Source organism: Lacimonas salitolerans (assembly GCF_042677865.1).
GTDB lineage: Bacteria > Pseudomonadota > Alphaproteobacteria > Rhodobacterales > Rhodobacteraceae > Lutimaribacter > Lutimaribacter salitolerans.
Map to the genome: position 1 here is coordinate 74937 of NZ_JBHUDD010000027.1, position 19814 is coordinate 94750.

The 19814-nt window shown below is 65.2% G+C and carries 22 protein-coding genes and 1 pseudogene; 12 read left to right on the forward strand and 11 right to left on the reverse strand.

All coding sequences use genetic code 11. The features are described 5' to 3' along the window. Positions 1 to 711: a glutathione S-transferase family protein gene (locus ACFTOW_RS02760; RefSeq protein WP_379912828.1), complete on the forward strand. Its 711-nt coding sequence runs from the start codon at positions 1 to 3 to the stop codon at positions 709 to 711. Here ACFTOW_RS02760 and nusB read toward each other — a convergent pair. From nusB to ACFTOW_RS02780, 4 genes are all read right to left on the reverse strand, one after another. Next, positions 708 to 1193 (reverse strand): transcription antitermination factor NusB, encoded by a 486-nt coding sequence (gene nusB / locus ACFTOW_RS02765; protein ID WP_379912830.1) that lies wholly within the window; start codon positions 1191 to 1193, stop codon positions 708 to 710. The genes ACFTOW_RS02760 and nusB overlap by 4 nt on opposite strands. After that, entirely contained in the window at positions 1190 to 1741 is a 552-nt protein-coding gene (locus ACFTOW_RS02770) for a 6,7-dimethyl-8-ribityllumazine synthase (RefSeq protein ID WP_379912832.1), read from the reverse strand. The genes nusB and ACFTOW_RS02770 overlap by 4 nt, the downstream gene beginning before the upstream one ends. A gap of 1 nt (position 1742) precedes the next feature. Then, on the reverse strand, positions 1743 to 2879 hold the full coding sequence (gene ribB / locus ACFTOW_RS02775; RefSeq protein ID WP_379912834.1) for a 3,4-dihydroxy-2-butanone-4-phosphate synthase: 1137 nt from the start codon (positions 2877 to 2879) through the stop codon (positions 1743 to 1745). 197 nt (positions 2880 to 3076) lie between these two features. Then, positions 3077 to 4048 carry an MBL fold metallo-hydrolase gene (locus ACFTOW_RS02780; protein ID WP_379912836.1) on the reverse strand — a complete coding sequence of 324 codons (972 nt, stop codon included), beginning with the start codon at positions 4046 to 4048 and terminating at the stop codon, positions 3077 to 3079. Positions 4049 to 4221: 173 nt separating this feature from the next. On the opposite strand from ACFTOW_RS02780, the gene ACFTOW_RS02785 reads away from it, so the two are divergent. Then, positions 4222 to 5136 carry a DMT family transporter gene (locus tag ACFTOW_RS02785; RefSeq protein WP_379912838.1) on the forward strand — a complete coding sequence of 305 codons (915 nt, stop codon included), beginning with the start codon at positions 4222 to 4224 and terminating at the stop codon, positions 5134 to 5136. Here ACFTOW_RS02785 and ACFTOW_RS02790 read toward each other — a convergent pair. Further along, positions 5078 to 5725 carry a thiamine diphosphokinase gene (locus ACFTOW_RS02790; RefSeq protein WP_379912840.1) on the reverse strand — a complete coding sequence of 216 codons (648 nt, stop codon included), beginning with the start codon at positions 5723 to 5725 and terminating at the stop codon, positions 5078 to 5080. The genes ACFTOW_RS02785 and ACFTOW_RS02790 overlap by 59 nt on opposite strands. Before the next feature lie 186 nt (positions 5726 to 5911). Between ACFTOW_RS02790 and ACFTOW_RS02795 the strand changes: the two genes are divergently transcribed. After that, positions 5912 to 8332 (forward strand): chemotaxis protein CheA, encoded by a 2421-nt coding sequence (locus ACFTOW_RS02795; protein ID WP_379912842.1) that lies wholly within the window; start codon positions 5912 to 5914, stop codon positions 8330 to 8332. Between the two features lie 134 nt (positions 8333 to 8466). Here ACFTOW_RS02795 and ACFTOW_RS02800 read toward each other — a convergent pair whose 3' ends face one another. Both ACFTOW_RS02800 and ACFTOW_RS02805 read right to left on the reverse strand, forming a co-directional pair. Continuing rightward, positions 8467 to 8703, reverse strand: a complete 237-nt coding sequence (locus ACFTOW_RS02800; protein WP_379912844.1) for a DUF2842 domain-containing protein — start codon at positions 8701 to 8703, stop codon at positions 8467 to 8469. Beyond that, positions 8703 to 9998 (reverse strand): adenylosuccinate synthase, encoded by a 1296-nt coding sequence (locus tag ACFTOW_RS02805; protein WP_379912846.1) that lies wholly within the window; start codon positions 9996 to 9998, stop codon positions 8703 to 8705. The genes ACFTOW_RS02800 and ACFTOW_RS02805 overlap by 1 nt, the downstream gene beginning before the upstream one ends. Before the next feature lie 140 nt (positions 9999 to 10138). Between ACFTOW_RS02805 and ACFTOW_RS02810 the strand changes: the two genes are divergently transcribed. Next, on the forward strand, positions 10139 to 10534 hold the full coding sequence (locus ACFTOW_RS02810; protein ID WP_379912848.1) for a DUF6524 family protein: 396 nt from the start codon (positions 10139 to 10141) through the stop codon (positions 10532 to 10534). Between the two features lie 39 nt (positions 10535 to 10573). On the opposite strand, the gene ACFTOW_RS02815 is transcribed toward ACFTOW_RS02810, so the two are convergent. Genes ACFTOW_RS02815 through nthA form a run of 3 tightly spaced genes read right to left on the reverse strand, consistent with a single transcriptional unit; the run spans position 10574 to position 12176 of the window. Next, positions 10574 to 10891: a nitrile hydratase accessory protein gene (locus tag ACFTOW_RS02815; protein ID WP_379912850.1), complete on the reverse strand. Its 318-nt coding sequence runs from the start codon at positions 10889 to 10891 to the stop codon at positions 10574 to 10576. Next, positions 10888 to 11559 (reverse strand): nitrile hydratase subunit beta, encoded by a 672-nt coding sequence (nthB, locus tag ACFTOW_RS02820; protein WP_379912852.1) that lies wholly within the window; start codon positions 11557 to 11559, stop codon positions 10888 to 10890. Before nthB ends, ACFTOW_RS02815 begins: the two co-directional genes overlap by 4 nt. After that, positions 11556 to 12176, reverse strand: a complete 621-nt coding sequence (nthA, locus tag ACFTOW_RS02825; RefSeq protein ID WP_379913250.1) for a nitrile hydratase subunit alpha — start codon at positions 12174 to 12176, stop codon at positions 11556 to 11558. Before nthA ends, nthB begins: the two co-directional genes overlap by 4 nt. 118 nt (positions 12177 to 12294) lie before the next feature. On the opposite strand from nthA, the gene secG reads away from it, so the two are divergent. Together secG and ACFTOW_RS02835 are read left to right on the forward strand one after the other, a co-directional pair. After that, the gene (secG, locus tag ACFTOW_RS02830; RefSeq protein WP_379912854.1) at positions 12295 to 12666 is read left to right on the forward strand and encodes a preprotein translocase subunit SecG; all 372 of its coding nucleotides are present in this window, start codon (positions 12295 to 12297) and stop codon (positions 12664 to 12666) included. A gap of 176 nt (positions 12667 to 12842) precedes the next feature. Continuing rightward, positions 12843 to 14486 (forward strand): CTP synthase, encoded by a 1644-nt coding sequence (locus ACFTOW_RS02835; RefSeq protein ID WP_379912856.1) that lies wholly within the window; start codon positions 12843 to 12845, stop codon positions 14484 to 14486. A gap of 13 nt (positions 14487 to 14499) precedes the next feature. On the opposite strand, the gene ACFTOW_RS02840 is transcribed toward ACFTOW_RS02835, so the two are convergent. Continuing rightward, positions 14500 to 15090, reverse strand: a complete 591-nt coding sequence (locus ACFTOW_RS02840) for a hypothetical protein (RefSeq protein WP_379912858.1) — start codon at positions 15088 to 15090, stop codon at positions 14500 to 14502. An 841-nt stretch (positions 15091 to 15931) separates the two neighbouring features. On the opposite strand from ACFTOW_RS02840, the gene ACFTOW_RS02845 reads away from it, so the two are divergent. The 6 genes and pseudogenes from ACFTOW_RS02845 (at position 15932) to ACFTOW_RS02870 (ending at position 19785) form a co-directional block, all read left to right on the forward strand. Continuing rightward, the gene (locus ACFTOW_RS02845) at positions 15932 to 16225 is read left to right on the forward strand and encodes a DUF1330 domain-containing protein (RefSeq protein ID WP_379913252.1); all 294 of its coding nucleotides are present in this window, start codon (positions 15932 to 15934) and stop codon (positions 16223 to 16225) included. Next, positions 16225 to 16683, forward strand: coding sequence for a tellurite resistance TerB family protein (locus tag ACFTOW_RS02850; RefSeq protein WP_379912860.1), 459 nt, complete (start codon positions 16225 to 16227; stop codon positions 16681 to 16683). Before ACFTOW_RS02845 ends, ACFTOW_RS02850 begins: the two co-directional genes overlap by 1 nt. Positions 16684 to 16907: 224 nt before the next feature. Continuing rightward, positions 16908 to 17348 carry a tellurite resistance TerB family protein gene (locus ACFTOW_RS02855; RefSeq protein WP_379912862.1) on the forward strand — a complete coding sequence of 147 codons (441 nt, stop codon included), beginning with the start codon at positions 16908 to 16910 and terminating at the stop codon, positions 17346 to 17348. Between the two features lie 23 nt (positions 17349 to 17371). Beyond that, on the forward strand, positions 17372 to 18100 hold the full coding sequence (locus tag ACFTOW_RS02860) for a phosphate/phosphite/phosphonate ABC transporter substrate-binding protein (protein ID WP_379912864.1): 729 nt from the start codon (positions 17372 to 17374) through the stop codon (positions 18098 to 18100). 145 nt (positions 18101 to 18245) lie between these two features. Then, positions 18246 to 19022: pseudogene (locus tag ACFTOW_RS02865) on the forward strand (ABC transporter ATP-binding protein). Between the two features lie 46 nt (positions 19023 to 19068). Beyond that, positions 19069 to 19785 (forward strand): transporter substrate-binding domain-containing protein, encoded by a 717-nt coding sequence (locus ACFTOW_RS02870; protein WP_379912866.1) that lies wholly within the window; start codon positions 19069 to 19071, stop codon positions 19783 to 19785. Positions 19786 to 19814: the final 29 nt, after the last annotated feature.

Here is a 19814-nt window from a genome sequence, read left to right on the forward strand (position 1 = left end):
ATGTTGCGACTGCACTGTTTTGCCCCCGCCATGGGCATGATCAGCCCCAGCCCGTTTTCCGTGAAATCGCTGGCTCTGCTGGAAATCGCCGGCTTGACGTACGAGCGGGTCGCGGGCGATCCCCGCCGCGCGCCCAAGAAGAAACTTCCGTTTCTCAGGGATGCGGGAAAGACGATCCCGGATTCGCATCTGACCCAGCAGCATCTGACGCAGGCGCATGGGGTCGACCTTGATGCGCACCTGTCGGATCACGAGCACGCGATCGCAACCGGTTTTCGCGCCTTGATCGAAGATCAGTTGTGCTGGGTGCTGGTCCATTCGCGCTGGATCGACAATCCCGATGCCACCCGCGATGCGTTTTTCAAGCCGGTGCCCGCCCTGATCCGTCCGGTGGTCTTTGCCATGGTGCAGCGTTATGTGCACAGGTCGCTGAACAGCCAGGGCATGGGCAGGCATAACGGCGCGCAGATCTATCGCTTTGGGGACGAGGCGCTGTCGGCGCTGGCAAATTATCTTGGTGACAAGCCCTATCTGATGGGCGCGCAGCCCTCGGCCATCGACACAAGCCTGTTCGGCATGCTGGAAAGCATCCTGACCCCTGCGCTTGACACGCCGTTGAAACAGGCCGCCTTGGCCCATCCGACCCTTGTGGCCTATCACCAGAGGTTCGAGGCAGAGCAGGTGCCCGATTTGCGGGCCAAAGCAGTCTAGAACGCTTCGGGCCGGGCCTCGCGCGCCATGTGGTCCAGCACCGCGTTGACGAAGGCGGGTTCGCGCCCGTCGGGAAAGAACGCCCCGGCAATGTCGACGAATTCCTTGATCACCACGCGCGGCGGCGTGTCCTTGGACACCAGTTCGGCCCCGGCGGCACGAAACAGCGCGCGCAGCACCGAATCGATGCGCCCCAAAGGCCAGGCCACCACCAGTGCGCGGTCGGTCATGTGGTCGATCCTGGTCTGCCAGTTCACCGCCTGATCCACGAGGTCGCGGAACAGGTCGGGATGGCCCTCGGCCATCTCGTCGCCCTCATAGCTTGCGCCGAAACGGTGGTCCAGAAACTCGCGCACCACGCCATCTGCGTCCTGCCCCGACTGCTCCATCTGGAACAGCGCCTGCACGGCATAAAGCCGCGCGGCCGATTTCATCTGGCGTCGGGTATCGGCGTCGGGCCGGGTCGCGGAGCGGTTGGTCATGCGGTGCTGTCGTCCTGTGAGGGGCCCGCCACCTGATATTCATCGCGCGCGGGCTGAAACCCCACACCTCCGCGGGGCGCGCCCCACTTACGGGCAAGCGCCAGCAGATGCAAGGCCGCAGCCGCAGCACCACCGCCCTTGTTCTGGTCCTTCGGATCGGCGCGCACCTCGGCCTGTTTGCGGTTTTCCACGGTCAGGATACCGTTGCCGATGCACAGCCCTTGCAGGCCCAGCAGGGTCAGACCGCGGCTGCTGTCATTGCAGACCGTATCATAATGCGTCGTCTCGCCCCGGATGATGCAGCCCAGCGCGACATAGCCGTCGAAATTCGCCATCCGTTCGGCCATGCCGATGGCGGGCGGGATTTCCAGCGCGCCGGGCACCTCGACCACCTCGAACGTGCCACCCACCGCCTCGATCTCGGCCACGGCCCCGGCGATCAGGTTGTCGGCGATGTCCTTATAGTACGGCGCCACCACGATCAGCAGTTTCACCGGCTTGTCGAAGGTCGGGCGCGGCAGGATGTAATGGGTTTCCGATCCGGCCATGTCAGGCGTCCCTTTCGATCTTGCGGGTTCCGGTGATTTCAAGGCCATAGGCATCGAGCCCGACCACGCGCGGCAGGCCCGAATTGGTCAGCAGTTCGAGTTTCGACAGGCCCAGCGACGACAGGATCTGCGCCCCCAGCCCGTATTGCCGCAGGGTATGGGGGCTGACTTCGTCATCCTGCACGACCTTCATGTCCAGATCACGCAGCAGCACCAGAACGCCGCGCCCTTCGGCCGCGATCTGGCGCATCGAGTCCGAGAACTCGAACGCGCGGCCCGCCGGACCGGCGCCCACCATGTCGCGCAGCGGGTCCAGTGCGTGCATCCGCACCAGCACCGGCGCGTCACCCGAGATATCGCCCTTGATCAGCGCAATATGCTCGGCGCCTTGCGTCTCGTCCGTATAGACGCGCATCTGCCAGTCACCGCCGAATTCGCTGGTGATGGTCTGATCGCTGCGCATCCGCACCAGGTTGTCATGACGGCGGCGATAGCCGATCAGGTCGGAAATCGTGCCGATCTTCAGACCGTGCCGCTGGGCAAAGGCCACCAGGTCGGGCAGCCGCGCCATGCTGCCGTCGTCATTCATGATCTCGCAGATAACGCCGCTGGGGTTCAGCCCGGCCAGACGCGCCACATCGACCGCCGCCTCGGTATGGCCCGCGCGCACCAGCACGCCGCCATCGCGCGCGCGCAGGGGAAACACGTGCCCCGGTGTGGCGATGTCCTGCGCGCCCTTGGACGCGTCGATCGCCACCGAAACGGTGCGGGCGCGGTCATGGGCGGAAATGCCGGTGCTCACACCCTCGCGCGCCTCGATCGAGATGGTAAAGGCCGTTTCATGGCGGCTGGAGTTGTTGATGCTCATCAGTTGCAGGCCCAACTGATCGACGCGCGCGCTGGTCATCGACAGGCAGATCAGCCCGCGCCCGTGGGTGGCCATGAAATTGATCGCCTCGGGCGTGGCCATCTGGGCGGGGATCACCAGATCGCCCTCGTTCTCGCGATCCTCGTGATCGACAAGGATGAACATCCGCCCGTTGCGCGCGTCCTCGATGATGTCCTCGATCGACGAAATGGCATCGCGCCAGTTTTCCTCGACCGGGCCGGCTTGTTCGTATTTCGCGCTATCGGCCATCTGTCTCTCCCGCGTCATGTGTTATGGCGCAGATAGCGCAGGGCGCGCGTGAAGGCCAGAGGGACGGGGCGTCGCGGCGTCACACACAAGGTGTGCGCCGTGCATCCCGCACGCCGCCAGAGGTGGGGGGCCAGCCCCCCACACCCCCCGGGATATTTGCAGAGAGAGGAAAACAGGTTGCGCGCACTGCGGCGCGGTCAGTCCTGGAATTGCCACAGCGCCGGGAGAAAGCGATAGCTGTCGTCCTCGCGAAGCACATGCCCCACACCCGGAAACGGGAAGTGATAGCCCAGAACCGCGATCCGGTCGGCGGCGGCCATGTCCAGCAGGCGCTTTCGGGTCGCCACAGTCTGATCGCCGTCTGCGTCAAAGGCGTTGTACCAGTCAGGATGGGCAAAGTTGGTATAGGCGTGCGACATGGCGTCCCCCAGCGCCATCAACTGCTTGCCACCGGAGTCCAGCACGACGCTTTGATGGCCCGGCGTGTGGCCGGGCGTGTCGATGACGCGCAGGCCCGGAACGACCTCGTCACCGTCCTGCAACAAAGTCCACTCGACCCCGTCGATGGTGATCGAATTGACCGCGCCGACGACGAATTGCTGATCCTCGGCCGCGACCTGATTCACCAGATCGTCCTGCATCCAGTAATCATGCTCCACCTGCCCGATGAAATACTGCGCGTCGGGGAACAACGGCTCGTCAAAGTCATCGCGGATGCCCCAGATGTGATCTGGATGCGCATGGGTGATCACCACGTGGGTGATCCCGGAGGGATCGACGCCCGCCGCCTCGATGTTCGCCATCAGGCGGCCCGTGGTCGGCATGAACCGGCTGCCCGATCCGACATCGACCAGCACCCTGGCATCGCCCAGTTCCACCAGCAGGTGGTTGGTGTGCGAATAGCCGTCCTCGGGGGACAGGTAGTGCTGCTCCAGAAAGGCCTCGACCTCGTCGCGTGGCGCGTTCACACCCAGCCCGTCGGTGGGAAGGCTGAAATACCCGTCCGACAGGATGGTCAGCCGCGCCTCGCCCAACGTGAACCGGAAATGGGCGGGGTTGGCCGCATCGGGCACGCCAAGCTGCGCGCGCACCGCGGCCGGCAGGGCAAAGGCCGGGGCCATCGCGGCCAGTCTGAGGATTTCGCGGCGCGTCGGCGTGATAAGTGTCATCGGTGGTATCCTCCCGTTGATGCATTGGCGCCAAGACTAAGGCCCCGGGCCGTGGACGCAATGCAGTTTTTGAATGCGTTTCGCTGGCAGGCGCGTATCGGCGTGCGCGCGAACCTTCCTGCGCAGATCAACTAAAGATTGCAAGCCAGGGGCGCCCCCGCTAGCCTGCCCGCATGAACGCAGACCGCCCCTTTTTCGGAATTGCGCTGATGCTTGGCTTTTGCGTGATCGCACCGCTTGCGGATGCGACAGCCAAGCTGCTGGGTCAGGCTGTGCCGCTGGACGAGGTCTTGCTGTTCCGCTTTGGCATACAGGCGCTCGTGCTGATTCCACTGATCTTCCTTGGCGGTCGGGCCTGGCGGATGCGGGGCATGGTGCTGTGGCTGACCGTTCTGCGCACGGTGATGCATCTGGTCGGAATCGCGATGATGTTCACCGCGCTGCGGTATCTGCCGCTGGCCGATGCGATCGCGATCACCTTTGTGATGCCTTTCATGCTGATGGTATTGGGCAATATCCTTCTAAAGGAAGAGGTCGGCCCGCGCCGCATCACCGCCTGCGCCGTGGGCTTTGCCGGGCCACTGCTGGTGGTGCAGCCCAGCTTTGCCAATGTCGGCTGGCCGGCGGTGCTGCCCGTTGGCGTGGCGCTGAATTTCGCGCTGTTCATGCTGGTGACACGCAAGATCGCCAAGGCGACCGATCCGATCGGCCTGCAGGCCGTCAGCGGCGTGATGGCGGTGGTGATCATGCTGCCGGTGATGATCATTGGTGATGGCACCGGGCTGCAGCTCGAGGTTTCGGGCGGGTATGAATGGTCGCTGTTGCTGGCCATCGGCCTGCTGGGCACGCTGGCGCATCTGCTGATGACATGGTCGCTGCGCTATGCGCCCTCGGCCACCCTTGCCCCGATGCAGTATCTGGAAATTCCGGTGGCCACGCTGATCGGCTGGATGATCTTTGCCGACTGGCCCAATCCGCTGGCGGGCATGGGCATTTGCATCGTGATGGCGGCCGGTCTCTACGTGGTGTTCAGAGAGCGGGCCACCAGCCGCGCCGCGCCAGTACCGCCTGCACCACCTGCGGCATAGCCGATCGTGGCAGGATAAGCAGCATGCCGGGCGCGTCAAATTGCAGGTGCACCGGCCCGGTCGCCGCATTCGACGTGCCGATCCGCCCGTCAGGGGCAAAGCCGATCCCGTCGATGGGCCAGCGCAGGCCGGTAGATCGCCCGGTGACCGCCCGCAACGGAAACAGCGATACACGCGCCCCTGGATCAAGATCAAGCCGCAGGTCGGGCGGTGCCTGCAACACGATCTCGTCCCCGCCCGCCAGAATGCACGCGCGATGGGCGTGGCGCACTAGCGTGTTGTAATTGGCCAGTTCGTGATCGCGCCGCGCGCCCAGAAACCCCAGCCCCAGCACCAGCGGCGCGTCGATCCGGCTCAATGCCTTTTCAAAGTCGGTACTGTCCTGCTCCGTTACCTTGTGCACCAGCGCGGGATCGATCCGCGCCAGATCATCCGCCCCAAGACTGTCCATGTCCCCGATCACCGCCAGCGGCATCATCCCCGCGGCCAGCGCCAGCGCCGCGCCACCATCGGCGGCAACGACCTGTGGCGCATGGCGACGCAGATCCTGCAGCATGGCCAGATCCGCCTCGCCCCCGCCCAGCAGCATTACGGGCGCGTTACTCTGGACAATTTTAGCAGTCATTGAAGGATTACCTGTGTTTTGGGAAACAAATCACAATCCGGCCATGAAATCCGGCCATGAAATGATACGTTAAAAACCGAAGAATCGTTCACGTTTCGGCGTCACCGGGATGGTAGAGAGAAGGTCGCAGGCAAAGAAAGGCAAGTGAACATGGTGAACACGAGTAAAATCCTGACGGTTTCCTATGGCACGTTCTCGTGTACGCTGGAAGGCTTCGACGACTCGTTCGAGACGATGAAGGCAATCGCGGAGTATTTTCGCGACCTGGCTGCCGACGACCGCTATTTCGGTGCCGAACCGCCAGTGCCTGATGCCGAAATGCTTGCCCGCATCGCCGAGCGCGAGATTGCCCGCCGGGTCGAGGCCCGCGAAGAAAAAGGCGGCATTGTCCTGCGTGCCGCGCAGCCCGAAGAGACCTATTCGCTGACCGCGCCGATGCCTGCCGCCAAGGCCAAGCCTGCAGACCAGGCGCAACCCGAGCCTGTTGCCAAAACCGAGCCTGCTGCAACACCCGAGCCTACTGCGACATCCGAGCCGCAGCCCACGCCCGCCGAAGACCTGCAAGACTCCCGGCAAGCCCCTGCCGATGCGATTGCCGACGCACATGCCCAAGAAACACCTTCAGCCGCTGAATCGCAGGATGTTGCGGCAGCCCGGCCCGACGCGCCGACGATGGATCAACCCGAGCAGGCCCTGTCCGAGGACGTCGTAAGCGATGAAGTGGCGACCGAGGACGTCGTGACCGAGGACGTGATCGCCGAGGATGTCGCCGCCGAAGACATGCCAGTTCGCCGCGCCGTTGGCGAAGACTCCACCATCGCCGCCAAGCTGCAGCGGATTCGCGCCGTTGTATCGCGCAATACGGCCGTGCCTGCCGAGTATTCCGAGGACGAGCACGCCGATATCTTTGCGGAACCCGAAACCGTCACGCCGGACGCCGTTCTGACCGAGGAAGCGAAGGCAGACGCCGCCGCGGAGATGGCTGTTGAAGACGTGACAGGGGATGATGTGGCCGGGGATGATGACCTTACACTGGCCGATATCCTTGCCGAAGTCAGGATCGATCCACCCAAGGACACCGATACCGCCGAGGCTTCGGTGACAGAGGATGCACAGGACGACGCCGGGGATGGCATCCCGCAGGAAGACATCGCCGAGGTCGACGTCACAGGGGCAGAAGCTGCCGAGTACGAAGACGAATACGAGGACAACACCTTCGCGCTCGACCCGCAGGAGTCCGCCCCGCAGCCACCGGAAACTCTGACCGCGCAGGACTCGCCCGAACCCGAAACCGAGGACGAAAACGCCGCATCGCAACCCGAGCAGACTGTGTTGATCACCCCTGCCCCCGCGACGCAGGACGCATCACAAGATCTGGAAGACGACGATGATGACGTAGCCGCCATCCTTGACCGGCTGGCAGGACTGTCCCCCGATACTGCAGAGGACACGCCCGCGGCCACAACCGTCGAGGAAGAACGCGACGAACTGGACGATATCCTCGCCGGTCTGGCCGATCAGCCCGACGAGCGGCCGGATCAGGCAAACCATGCTGCGCCCGAAACAACACAAGACCCCACCCAGCCATCGCTGCGCGCCCGCGTGGTCAAGATGAAGCGCACCGATTTCGAGGCTGCCATCGCCCAGGGTCACCTTGAAGAAACGGACGAGGAGGACGACTGGCACGCGCTGGATGACAGCGCCCTGTCGCCCGAGGAAGAAGCGGATTTGCAGGCCGAACTGGCCGAGGTCGAGGCCGAACTGCACAGGGAAGACGACACGCTGCCCGAGGATGACAGCGAAGAGGTCGATTCGATCTTTGCCGAAGCGCAGGATGACACACCCTATCCCGCCGATCGTCGCCGCGCGCTGGACCAGTTGGACGAGGCTGCATCAGAACGCGACATGACCCGCCTGATGGCCAAGACCATCAGCGAAATGGACGAGCCCGAATCGGCCAGCCGCCGCAATGCCATCGCTCATCTGCGCGCCGCGGTCGCCGCCACGCGCGCCGACAAGGAGGCGGGGGTAACCGAACGCCCCGACACGATCAGCGACGCCTTCCGCGATGATCTGGCCAGCGTGGTGCGCCCGCGCCGCCCCCGAGCCGAAGGCACGCAGACCGCCCGCCCGGTGGAACAAAGCCGCGCCGCACCGCTGAAACTGGTGGCAGAACAGCGCATCGATGCGCCCGTGGCCCCGCCCGCCCCGGTGCGCCCGCGCCGCGTGTCTATGGCCGAAATCCAGCAAGAACCGCGCCAGGCCGCGGCCACCACGGAACCCGGCAGCAGCTTCGCCGAATATGTCGAGGAAAAAGGCGCCCACGACCTGCCGGAAATCCTCGAGGCAGCGGCCTCTTTCCTGTCCTTCGTCGAAGGCCGCGACCAGTTCACGCGCCCGCAACTGATGACCCGCGCCCGCTCGGTCGTGGGAGAGGATTTCAGCCGCGAGGACGGGCTGCGCAGCTTTGGTCAGCTTCTGCGCCAGGGCAAGATCCAGAAACTCAAGGGCGGGCGCTTTACCGTGTCCGACCAGATCGGCTTTCAACCCTCGGCACGACGCGCCGGGTGAACCCTATCACGGAAACGCAAAAACGGCGGGCCATGACAGCCCGCCGTTTTGCATTGGTTCCCAGTCGTGATCCACGCGCTTCCCCTCGCCCTCGCGGGGAGGGGCCGGAGGGGCGCAGAACGCCCCTGAATATCCTATTCTTCCGGCGCGTCAGGATCGGCCTGCCCGATCCCGCGAAACACGAAGCGAAACGGCAATATCCACACGATGCCCAACCCAAGATAGACCAGCAGTTCGAGCAGCAGCGGCTTGTTCAACGGGTCTGGAAACAACCAGCCCACCAACGTCACCGCTGCCACGATATACAGCGGCATCGCCACCAGCAGGATCACCAGCGACCATCTTTTGCGGGATTTATATGTCAGGCTCATCAGTCTGCAAACGGGTCCGTTACAAGGATCGTGTCTTCACGCTCAGGTGACGTGGATAATAGAGCGACCGGACAGCCGATCAGCTCTTCGACACGCCGCACGTACTTGATGGCATTGGCAGGCAGATCGGCCCAGCTGCGTGCACCTTCGGTGGAGTCCTGCCAGCCCGGCATTTCTTCGTAGACCGGCGTGCAGCGCGCCTGGCTGTCCGACGCCGTCGGCAGGTAATCCAGCCGGACACCGTCCAAATTGTAACCCACGCAGATCTTCAGTGTGTCGAACCCGTCCAGCACATCCAGCTTGGTCAGCGAAATCCCCGTCACGCCGCTGGTGGCGCAGGTTTGACGCACCAGCGCGGCATCGAACCAGCCGCAGCGCCGCTTGCGCCCGGTCGTTGTGCCAAACTCGCGCCCGCGCTCGCCCAGCCGCTGACCGTCTGCATCGTGCAGTTCGGTCGGGAACGGGCCTTCGCCCACGCGGGTGGTATAGGCCTTGACGATGCCCAGCACGTAATCCACCGCCCCCGGTCCCAGACCGACGCCCGTCGCCGCCTGCCCCGCGATCACATTGGACGAGGTGACAAAGGGATAGGTCCCGAAATCGATATCCAGCAGCGCCCCCTGCGCGCCTTCGAACAGGATGCGTTTACCGGCCCGGCGCTTTTCGTTCAGCACCTTCCAGACCGGCGCGGCAAAGGGCAGGATCTGCGGCGCGATGGTGCGCAGCGCATCGATCAGCGCATCGCGATCCACCGGATCGATGCCCAGACCCCGGCGCAGCGGATCGTGATGCTGCAACGCACGATCGACCCGGGCAATCAGCGTGGCGTCATCGGCCAGATCGGCCACCCGCACCGCGCGACGGCCCACCTTGTCCTCATAGGCCGGGCCGATCCCGCGCCCGGTTGTGCCGATCTTGGTGCCCTTGCTGGCCGCCTCTTCGCGCGCGCGGTCCAGCTCGCCGTGGATCGGCAGGATCAGCGGCGTGTTCTCGGCAATCATCAGCGTCTCGGGGCTGATCTCGACGCCCTGCGCCCGGATCTTGCCGATCTCCTCGATCAGGTGCCAGGGGTCCAGCACCACGCCATTGCCGATCACCGACAGCTTGCCGCCCCGCACCACGCCCGAGGGCAGCGCGTGCAACTTGAAAACCTCGCCGTCGATCACCAGCGTGTGCCCGGCGTTGTGCCCGCCCTGGAACCGGCAGATCACATCGGCGCGCTCGGACAGCCAGTCGACGATCTTGCCCTTGCCCTCATCGCCCCACTGGGCCCCCACGACGACCACGTTTGCCATGTCACGATCCTTTTCTGACGGCAGAAACCGTCGCCGGGTATAGCGAGGCCGGGGCGCAGGTGAAACCGGAAAGTCACCGCGCACTGGACACTCCGCCCGACAGCGGTCAAAACTCCCCCGACCCGACCCCGGAGGACAAGATGGGCTTTATCACCCGCTGGCTCGTGGCCTTTGCGTTGCTGGCCCTGACCTATAACCCGACCGAGTGGAACTTTGCCCGCTGGGCCGCCCGCGCGTGGGAGGACCAGATGCCCCTGGTGGTGCTGGCCGGGCTGCTGCTGACGGTGGGCTTCATCATCTACCTGCGCGCCACGCTGCGGTCCATCGGGCCGCTCGGCATGGGGCTGGTTCTGGCGATCATCGCCGCGCTGCTCTGGGTGGCCTATGATTTTGGCTGGCTCAGCCTGGCGGATCCCACCGTAAACACATGGATCGCGCTGGTGGCCCTGTCCACCGTGCTGGGCGTCGGCCTGAACTGGAGCCACGTGCGCCGCCGTCTCAGCGGCCAGGCCGACATGGACGACGTCGACGACTGACCCTGCGTTGCGTGGCCTTGGCCATGCAACACTGCCAGGTCACGCCAGCTTTACCGGATCTCCATGCGGTGTTGCCAGATAGGCCCGCTCCCAGGCGGATCGCATCTCTTCGACAGCCTCAGGTGCCACCTCGGCATCCTGAACCAAAAGCCCTTCCAGCGCCGCCAGCCAGGCGGTAAAGTAATCGTCCCCACCGTCCAGCTCTTTCGACAGCCCCGCCCGTGCCAGTTCCGCGCCGAACCGTGCGGCCCAGTCCGGCCAGGTGAACAGCCCGCGATCATGCAGATGCACGGTCAGCGCAAAGACCTGCGCATGCCAAGGCTCGGCGAAGACGGGGGCGGGCGGCGTTTCTGTCATGCGGGCCTCAGATAGCTGTCCCACAGATCGCAGGTCACCTCGTCACCCGCGCGCTCGGGCGCACCCCACAGATCGGCGGCGTCAAACACCACGGTGTAAAGAGGCTCGGGCGCTTCGCCCAACCCATGCGCATTGGTGTCGGGCAGCACATGCGCGCCGTGCAGATGCACAATGCGCCCCGGCACGCCCGCGGCATAGGCCGGCAGCCGGGTATGCCCGCCCGTCACATGCAGGTTGCGCGCGGGCCGCCGTGTGACCACGGCATCGCCTACGGCAAACCGCGGCGCCTGCTGCGTGGCCCGGTCCGACGGACCGCCCCGCGCCAGCACGCCCGCCACATCCTCGGCCGCAAGCGCGCGCTCCGCCAACGGGCTGCGCCCCGCCGCCTGACCGCTGGCCAGTTCTTCGCGCGTCACGATGCCCTGATCCACCAGCATGTCCGCCAGCGCCGAAATCCATTTCTCGAAATAGGAAAACCGCGCGTAATCCCCCGGCGACAGGCATTCGCGTGTGTGGCGCGAGCGGTCGATCGACCACTGCCCCAACGCCCCTGCCGCCAGCGTCACCGCCAGCGCGCGGGCGTGCCAGTCGTACTTGAACACCGGCTCGGGACCGGGCTGCACCGGGCCATCGCCGAACCGCCCGCCCATGTCGTGCACCCGTGTCATGCGGGGCGCTCCGGCAGGCCGGTGCCGATCATCGAATCGCGCGTGACCCAGTCGCACAGTTCCGCCTCGATCAGCCCTTCGGTGCCCTCGGGGCGCATCGGCAGCACCAGATAGCGGATCTCGGCGGTCGAATCCCAGACCCGCACCTTGGTGCCTTCGGGCAGCTTGATCCCGAATTCAGCCAGCACCTTGCGCGGTTCACGCACGGCGCGGGCACGGTAGGCGTCGGATTTGTACCAGCCCGGCGGAATGCCCAGCAGCGGCCATGGATAGCAGCTGCACAGGGTGCAGACGACCATGTTGTGCACCTGGGGCGTGTTCTCGACCACCACGATATGCTCGCCCTGACGCCCGTAGAATCCCAACTCGGCCACCACAGCCGTCGCATCCGCCAGCAGGGCGGCGCGGAACTCGGGGTCGCTCCAGGCCCTGGCGACCACCAGCGCGCCGTTCTTTGGCCCGATCCGGTTTTCATAAGTGTCGATGATTTCATCCAGCGCCGCCGGATCGATCAGCCCCTTTTGCGTCAGAATCGTCTCGATCGCCTTCACCCGCAGCGCGGGATCGGGCGGCAGAACGGCGTGGGCATGGTCGTGGTCGTGGTGATCATGTGGCATGGGCATGATCATGCGCCAGGTCCGCGCATCCTGTCCAGCCCCGGGAATGATGGCTTGCCCATTGGGCCAAAGACCCTTACATGGGCGCTGTTATGCAATTCCGGCAATCCGAGGCCCCATGGAAAACGTCATCCTGATCGTCCACCTTCTTCTGGCGCTGTCGCTGATCGGCATCGTGCTGATTCAGAAGTCCGAGGGCGGTGGCCTTGGGATCGGTGGTGGTGGCGGTGGCACCATGTCGGGCCGTCCGCCTTCGACGCCCATGGCCAAGGTCACGTGGTTCCTGGCGATTGCGTTCATCTGTACCTCGATGGCGCTGACCATCGTGGCGGCGCAGAAGTCGGCGGGCAGTTCGGTGCTCGACCGCATCGGCAACCGCCCGGTCAGTCAGGATCGCGACGATCCGGCATCCCCGGCGATGCCCTCGGGTGATGGCCTGCTGCCACCCAGCGCGGGCGACTCCGCCCCGCTTGTGCCCCGCGCCGACTGACATCAGCACCGCATCGTAACCACAAGTGTTTGAGGGCAGGGCCAAACCCGCAACAGCATCTTGCGGTTGGCTTGCGCTTGTTCGCAAAATCCTTTAAGGCGTAAGTCCCGTGATGCTGCGGTCCTTCGGGCCGGGCGGGCGCTCGCATTTCGCGACTTCACGGGAGAAGCCAGACCATGGCACGGTATATCTTCATCACGGGCGGCGTTGTGTCCTCGCTGGGCAAGGGCCTGGCCTCGGCGGCGCTTGGCGCGCTGTTGCAGGCGCGCGGCTTTTCCGTGCGGCTGCGCAAGCTTGACCCCTATCTGAACGTCGATCCCGGCACCATGTCCCCGTTCGAACATGGCGAGGTTTTCGTCACCGATGACGGGGCCGAAACCGATCTGGACCTTGGCCATTACGAGCGGTTCACCGGCGTTCCGGCGCGCAACACGGATTCGGTCAGCTCCGGGCGCATCTATTCCAACGTGCTGGAAAAGGAACGTCGCGGCGACTATCTGGGCAAGACCATTCAGGTCGTCCCCCACGTCACCAACGAGATCAAGGATTTCCTGCGCGTGGGCGAGGACGAGGTCGATTTCATGCTGTGCGAGATCGGCGGCACCGTGGGCGACATCGAAGGCCTGCCGTTCTTCGAGGCGATCCGCCAGTTTTCCCACGACAAGCCGCGCGGGCAATGCATCTTCATGCACCTGACGCTGCTGCCCTATCTGGCCGCCAGCGGCGAGTTGAAGACAAAGCCGACCCAGCACAGCGTCAAGGAGCTGCAAAGCATCGGCATCGCACCCGACATTCTTGTCTGCCGGTCCGAACATCCGATTCCCGAAAAGGAACGCGAAAAGATTGCCCTGTTCTGCAACGTCCGCAAGGAGGACGTGGTCGCCGCATATGACCTGAACTCGATCTACGAGGCGCCGCTGGCCTATCACCACGAAGGGCTGGATCAGGCCGTGCTGGATGCGTTCCAGATCAGCCCCGCCCCCCGCCCTGACCTGCGCAAGTGGGAGGATGTGGCCGACCGCATCCACAACACCGACGGCGCGGTGAATGTGGCAATCGTGGGCAAGTACACGCAACTGGAAGACGCTTACAAATCCATCAAGGAGGCGCTGACCCACGGCGGCATGGCCAACCGGGTCAAGGTGAACGTGTCCTGGGTCGATGCCGAGGTGTTCGACCGCGAGGACGCCGCACCGCATCTCGAAGGGTTCCACGCCATCATCGTGCCCGGCGGCTTTGGCGAGCGCGGCACCGAGGGCAAGATCAAGGCCGCCGAATTCGCCCGCACCCGCAAGATCCCCTATCTCGGCATCTGTCTGGGCATGCAGATGGCGGTGATCGAGGCCGCGCGCAACGTTGCAGGCCTGTCCGCCGCCGGGTCCGAGGAGTTTGACCACGAAGCCGGGAAAAAGCGTTTCGAGCCGGTGGTGTACCACCTCAAGGAATGGGTGCAGGGCAACCAGAAGGTCAGGCGCAAGACCAGCGACGACAAGGGCGGCACCATGCGTCTGGGTGCCTATGATGCGGTGCTGAAAGAAGGCTCCAAGGTCGCAAAGGTCTATGGCGGGCTGGCCATCGACGAACGCCACCGCCACCGCTACGAGGTGGATATCAAGTATCGCGAGCAGCTTGAATCCGCAGGGCTGACCTTTTCGGGCATGTCCCCGGACGGGCGGCTGCCGGAAATCGTGGAATGGTCGGATCACCCGTGGTTCATCGGGGTCCAGTTTCACCCCGAGCTGAAATCGAAACCTTTCGATCCGCACCCGCTGTTTGCCGATTTCATCCGCGCCGCGGTGGAAACCTCGCGTCTGGTGTGACGCGGGGTCGGCCCTATCCCAGTATGGGGGACAACAGCTCGCGCCACAGGCTGACGCGGCGGGGCTTTTCGCCATCGGAAAAGATCGACCTGTCCACCGAGGCGTCCTGCACTACGGTCGGGTCGTCATCCTCGTCGTGATCGGCCTGCACCGCCTTCAACGTGATGGGCGTGAACAGCGCAGGATCGAACACCCAGCGGCCCACCCGGCCCATCGCGCGGTCGTCTTCCTGCCGGGCGATCCACTCGGCGATTGCGTCGAACACATCCTCGATCCCAAGCTCTGGATCGGGCAGGTAGAACCCGCTGACGGCACGGTGATGGATCGCATCCAGAACCTGACAACGCGCCCGCGCCTCGGGCGGCACCTTGTCCTTGCGCAGGTGGGTGTAGCGTGCGGGCGCGCCGTTCAGGAAAACCGTCATGGCGGTGCCAAGGTCAACGCCTTTCTGCGCCATCGACCAGCCCAGCTTGCGCAGATCGCCGCTGGCCCAATCAAAGGCACGCAGCGCGGCGCGCCGATCGGCCAGGCTGCCGCCGCGAATCTCCTGCAACAGGTCCTGCAAATCCGCATCGGACAGCTTTTCAACAGGCTTGCTTTGCACCTGGCTCACCCTTCACCTTTCCCACAAGGGGGCAACCTAGATGCGAAATGTGGTAAGATTGCGGAAGCGTTGTGGCGTGCAGGGTGCGGCGATGGCCCTGCTGGCGATGACCCTCCCTGTTTGCGCCGATACGCTGCTGCCGGTGCCCTATGCCGATCTGGCCGCGCGTCTGGACGGGCGCGTCACGTTCGACAGCCTGCCCGCGCGCCCTGAACCGGGGCTGACGTTCGATCATCCACTGGGGATCGAGGGCGTACAGGTCGGGGCGGGCTTTGCCGGGCAGGTGCCCGCAATCCGCCACGGGCACGACGACACCCGGCATGACGACATCAGCCAGGTCCGCGCCGATGCGCCGCTGCGGCTGGTCGGCCACGGTCCGGGGCGCGGGCTGGCCTTTGCACAACATCGCGGCTTTGGCTCGGTCGCGGTGTTTCCGCTTGGGCCGGACGGGTTCGGGGCCATTTCGGGCAGGGGCGAGGGCGCGCTGGCGGTGCTGTTTCCCCGGGATCAGGCGGCCTTTGGCTTGCGCATCCATTCCGATTATCCCGACCCTCTGGGTGCGCGGCAAACGCGCCGCGGTGGCGTCACGGTGATCGTCATGGCCCGCGATGGACAGCCACTTGCGCGGCACGATGCGCAACTGGGCACCGGCATCAAGGAGCTGGGGCTGGTGCGTGCGGCCGGGCAGAACGATATCGCGGGGTTCTTGCTGCTCAATACCGACCCGGGCGGCATCGCCGTCGATGACATCCTGTTTGCCCGTGCGGCCCTGCTGGGCCACCCCTTGACCACCCCGCGCGCCCCGCGCAGGATGGCGCGGCACAACAAGGGACGGGATGACATGGCCAAGGGCTATTGGGTGGGGCATGTGGATGTGGACGATCCGCAGATCTACGAGGATTACAAGCGCGCCAACGCGGAACCCTTCGCGGAATTCGGCGCGCGTTTCGTCGTGCGCGGCGGGCAGCAGACGGTGCGCGAAGGCACCGCGCGCGGGCGCACCGTGGTGATCGAATTTCCCAGCTACCAGGCCGCTCTGGACTGTTTCGACAGCCCGGCCTATCAGCGCGCAAAGGCGCTGCGCGACCCCGTGTCCAGCGCCGACATGATCATCGTCGAAGGATATGACGGCTGATGTTTGACAGGCTCTTGTCGCGCTTTCGCTCGGGCGAGCCCACGCCCCTGCCGCAACCCGATGCCGATCTGGCGCTGGGGGCGCTGCTGGTGCGGGTGGCGATGTCCGATCACACCTACCGGGTCGAGGAAATCCGCCGCATCGACCGTCTGCTGGGGCGGCTGTTCCGGCTGAACCCGGTGCAGGCCGCCAAGATGCGCGCCACCTGCGAAAAGCTGGAGCGTCAGGCCCCCGGCACAGGGCAGTTCGCCGCGCTGATCCGCGACAATGTCGACCATTCGCACCGGCTGGACGCGCTGCAGGCGATGTTCGAGGTGATGTTGGCAGATGACACGCGCGCCGCCGAAGAGGTGACGCTGATCCACGCCCTGACCGAGGCGCTGGGTCTGTCGCCCGAGGACGAGGCCACCGCCCTGACCCGCGCCGAACAAGGCCGCGACATGCCCCCCGCGCATTGATCGTCAGTCCGCTCGATCGCGGCAGGTGGCGATCCTGATCACACCCCCGACCGCCTCCCCACAAGGGGAAGGAGGGGTGAGTGTTGGAACCGTTCGGCGTATACCTCCGCTTCCCCTGGTAGGGAGAGGCCGAGGGTGGGGCGGTATGCCCGCCACCGTGCAAAACAGCCCGGGCACGGATTTGTGCCTTGGCGAGCATGGTCGCGCGGCGTATGTCTGACCGCATGTTGTCAAGACTTCTGAACAGCCTGATGGCTCCCGAACCCGAAACGCTGCCCGATGCGGATGCACGGCTGGCGCTCACCGCGCTGCTGGTGCGCATCGCGCGCACCGACGGGCATTACGCCCCCGAAGAGATCGAGCGCATCGACCGCATATCGCAGGCCCGCTATGGCCTGACCGAACATGCCGCCCTTGAATTGCGCGCCGAGGCCGAGACGATCGAGGCCGAAGCCCCCGATACCGTCCGCTTTACCCGCGCGATCAAGGACGCCGTGCCCTATGACGAGCGGCTGGGCGTGGTCGTCGCCCTTTGGGAGGTGGTGCTGGCCGACGGCGTGCGCGAGGCCGAGGAAGACGCGCTGCTGCGCATGGTGACCTCGCTGCTGGGCATCACCGATCAGGACAGCGCCCGCGCCCGTCAGCGGGCCCAGAACGGCGGGTGATCGCCGCCCTGCCAATGTATGACATGCCATGGGCACAGGCGGCCAACGACCGGCTGTGGCAGGCGGTGCGCGCGCATATGCCCTCCGACCTGCAAAGCAAGGCCCCCGAGACGCTGACCCGCGACCGCGATCTGTGGCAGGTCTGGCAGGCCCCCGACCTGTTGCTGGCACAGACCTGCGGCCTGCCGTTCCGCGCGCGGCTGCATGCCGGCGTCACGCTGGTGGCCAGCCCCGATCATCGCCTGCCGGGCTGTCCGCCCGGTCACTACCGCAGCACGCTGATCCGGCGGCAGGGCGATACCCGTGATCTGCCCGCGCTGGTGAAATCTGTTATGGCCTATAACGAACCGCTGTCGCAATCTGGCTGGGCCGCGCCCGTGGCACATCTGGCAGGCCTCGGGCTGGAACCCGAGGCCACCCTGCGCACCGGCGCGCATCACGCCTCGATCCGCGCCGTGGCCGGCGGGCAGGCCGATTTCGCCGCGATCGACGCGGTGACCTGGGCGATGGTGGTGGATGGTCAGCCCGATCTGGCCGCGCGGATTTACCCGTTCGACCAGACCGCGCCCACACCCGCCCTGCCCTACATCACCGCGCCCGGACAGGAGGGCGAAACCCTGGCAACGGCGCTGGCGCAGGGCATCGCCGCGCTGTCGCCGCAGGACCGCGCCACGCTGCACCTGCACGGCATCACCCGTCTGCCCGCCACCGCCTATACCGCGCTGCCCCTGCCGCCCGCGCCCAAAGACTAGGCAGGGCTGCCGAAACGCGCGATGACCACAGGTCAAATCGGCACAAACCGCGCCCGACCGCGCGCTTTGCAAGTTGCAATGGCGCAGGTTTTCCGCCCTAGTGTGCCATTGTAACAACAGCAATACACGACACCCGGGGGGATACGTGGCCGACAGCGATCCGGTTATCGAAATCCGTGGCCTGCACAAGGCTTATGGCGCGCTTGAGGTGATCAAGGGCGTCGACATCACGGCCCGTCGCGGCGACGTGGTGTCGCTGATCGGCTCGTCCGGATCGGGCAAATCGACCATCCTGCGCTGCGCCAACCTGCTCTAAGACAGCCAGCAGGGCGATATCGTGTTCAAGGGCGAGCCTGTCACCTGGCGCGGCTCAGGCCCCACGCGCCAGCCGGCCGATCCCGCCCAGGTGCTGCGCATCCGCACCAACCTGTCGATGGTGTTCCAGCAGTTCAACCTGTGGGCGCACATGACCATCCTGCAAAACGTGATGGAGGCGCCGGTCACCGTGCTGGGCCGCCCCCGCGCCGAGGTCGAGCAATCCGCCCGTGCCTATCTTGACAAGGTGGGCATCGGAGAGAAGGCTGATGCCTACCCCGCGCAGCTTTCGGGCGGGCAGCAGCAGCGCGCAGCCATCGCACGCGCGCTTTGCATGGAGCCACAGGCGCTGCTGTTCGACGAACCCACCAGCGCGCTGGACCCGGAACTGGAGCAGGAGGTGGTCAAGGTCATCAAGGCGCTGGCCGAGGAAGGCCGCACCATGCTGGTCGTGACCCATGACATGCGCATGGCTGCCGATATCTCGGACCTTGTGGTGTTCCTGCATCAGGGCCGGATCGAGGAACAGGGCGCGCCCGATTCCATGTTCGGTGCGCCGCAGACAGAGCGGCTCAAGGGGTTCCTGTCGGCCACCCTGCACGAGTGACCGGGCCGGCAAGACAATCAAACAAACCAACCAAGGGAGCATACACATGCACAAACTGATCCTGACAACGGCCGCGCTGGCCTTTACCGCCCAGATGGGCATGGCACAGGACGTCACACGGCTTGGCACCGAGGGCGCCTACCCTCCGTGGAACTTCATCAACGATTCAGGCGAAATCGCAGGGTTCGAGCGTGAACTGGGCGACGAGCTGTGCGCGCGCGCCGAGTTGACCTGCGAATGGGTCACCAATGACTGGGATTCGATCATCCCCAACCTGGTGTCCGGCAACTATGACGTGATCATCGCGGGCATGAGCATCACCGACGAACGCGACGAGGTGATCGACTTTTCCCAGAACTACAGCCAGCCCGACCCTTCGGCCTATCTGGCCACCACGGCGGATGTCGATGTCGAAGGCGCGGTGATCGCGGCGCAGGCCAGCAACATCCAGGCGGCCTTTGTCGCCGAACAGGGCTGGACCCTGCTGGAATTCGCCACGCCCGAGGAAACCATCGCCGCCGTGCGCAACGGCGAGGCGGATGCGGTTCTGGCCGACAAATCCTACCTGATGCCCATTGCCGAAGAGGATGCCGGCCTTGTCATGCTCGAGCGTGACGAGATGCTGGGCGGCGGCGTGGGCCTTGGCCTGCGCGAATCCGACACCGAGCTGAAGGAGAAGTTCAACGCCGCCATCCAGTCGATGAAGGACGATGGCAGCCTGAACGAGCTGATCACCAAGTGGGACATCGGCGAGACGTTCTGAATACCGCAGGGGTGGGCAGATTGCCCACC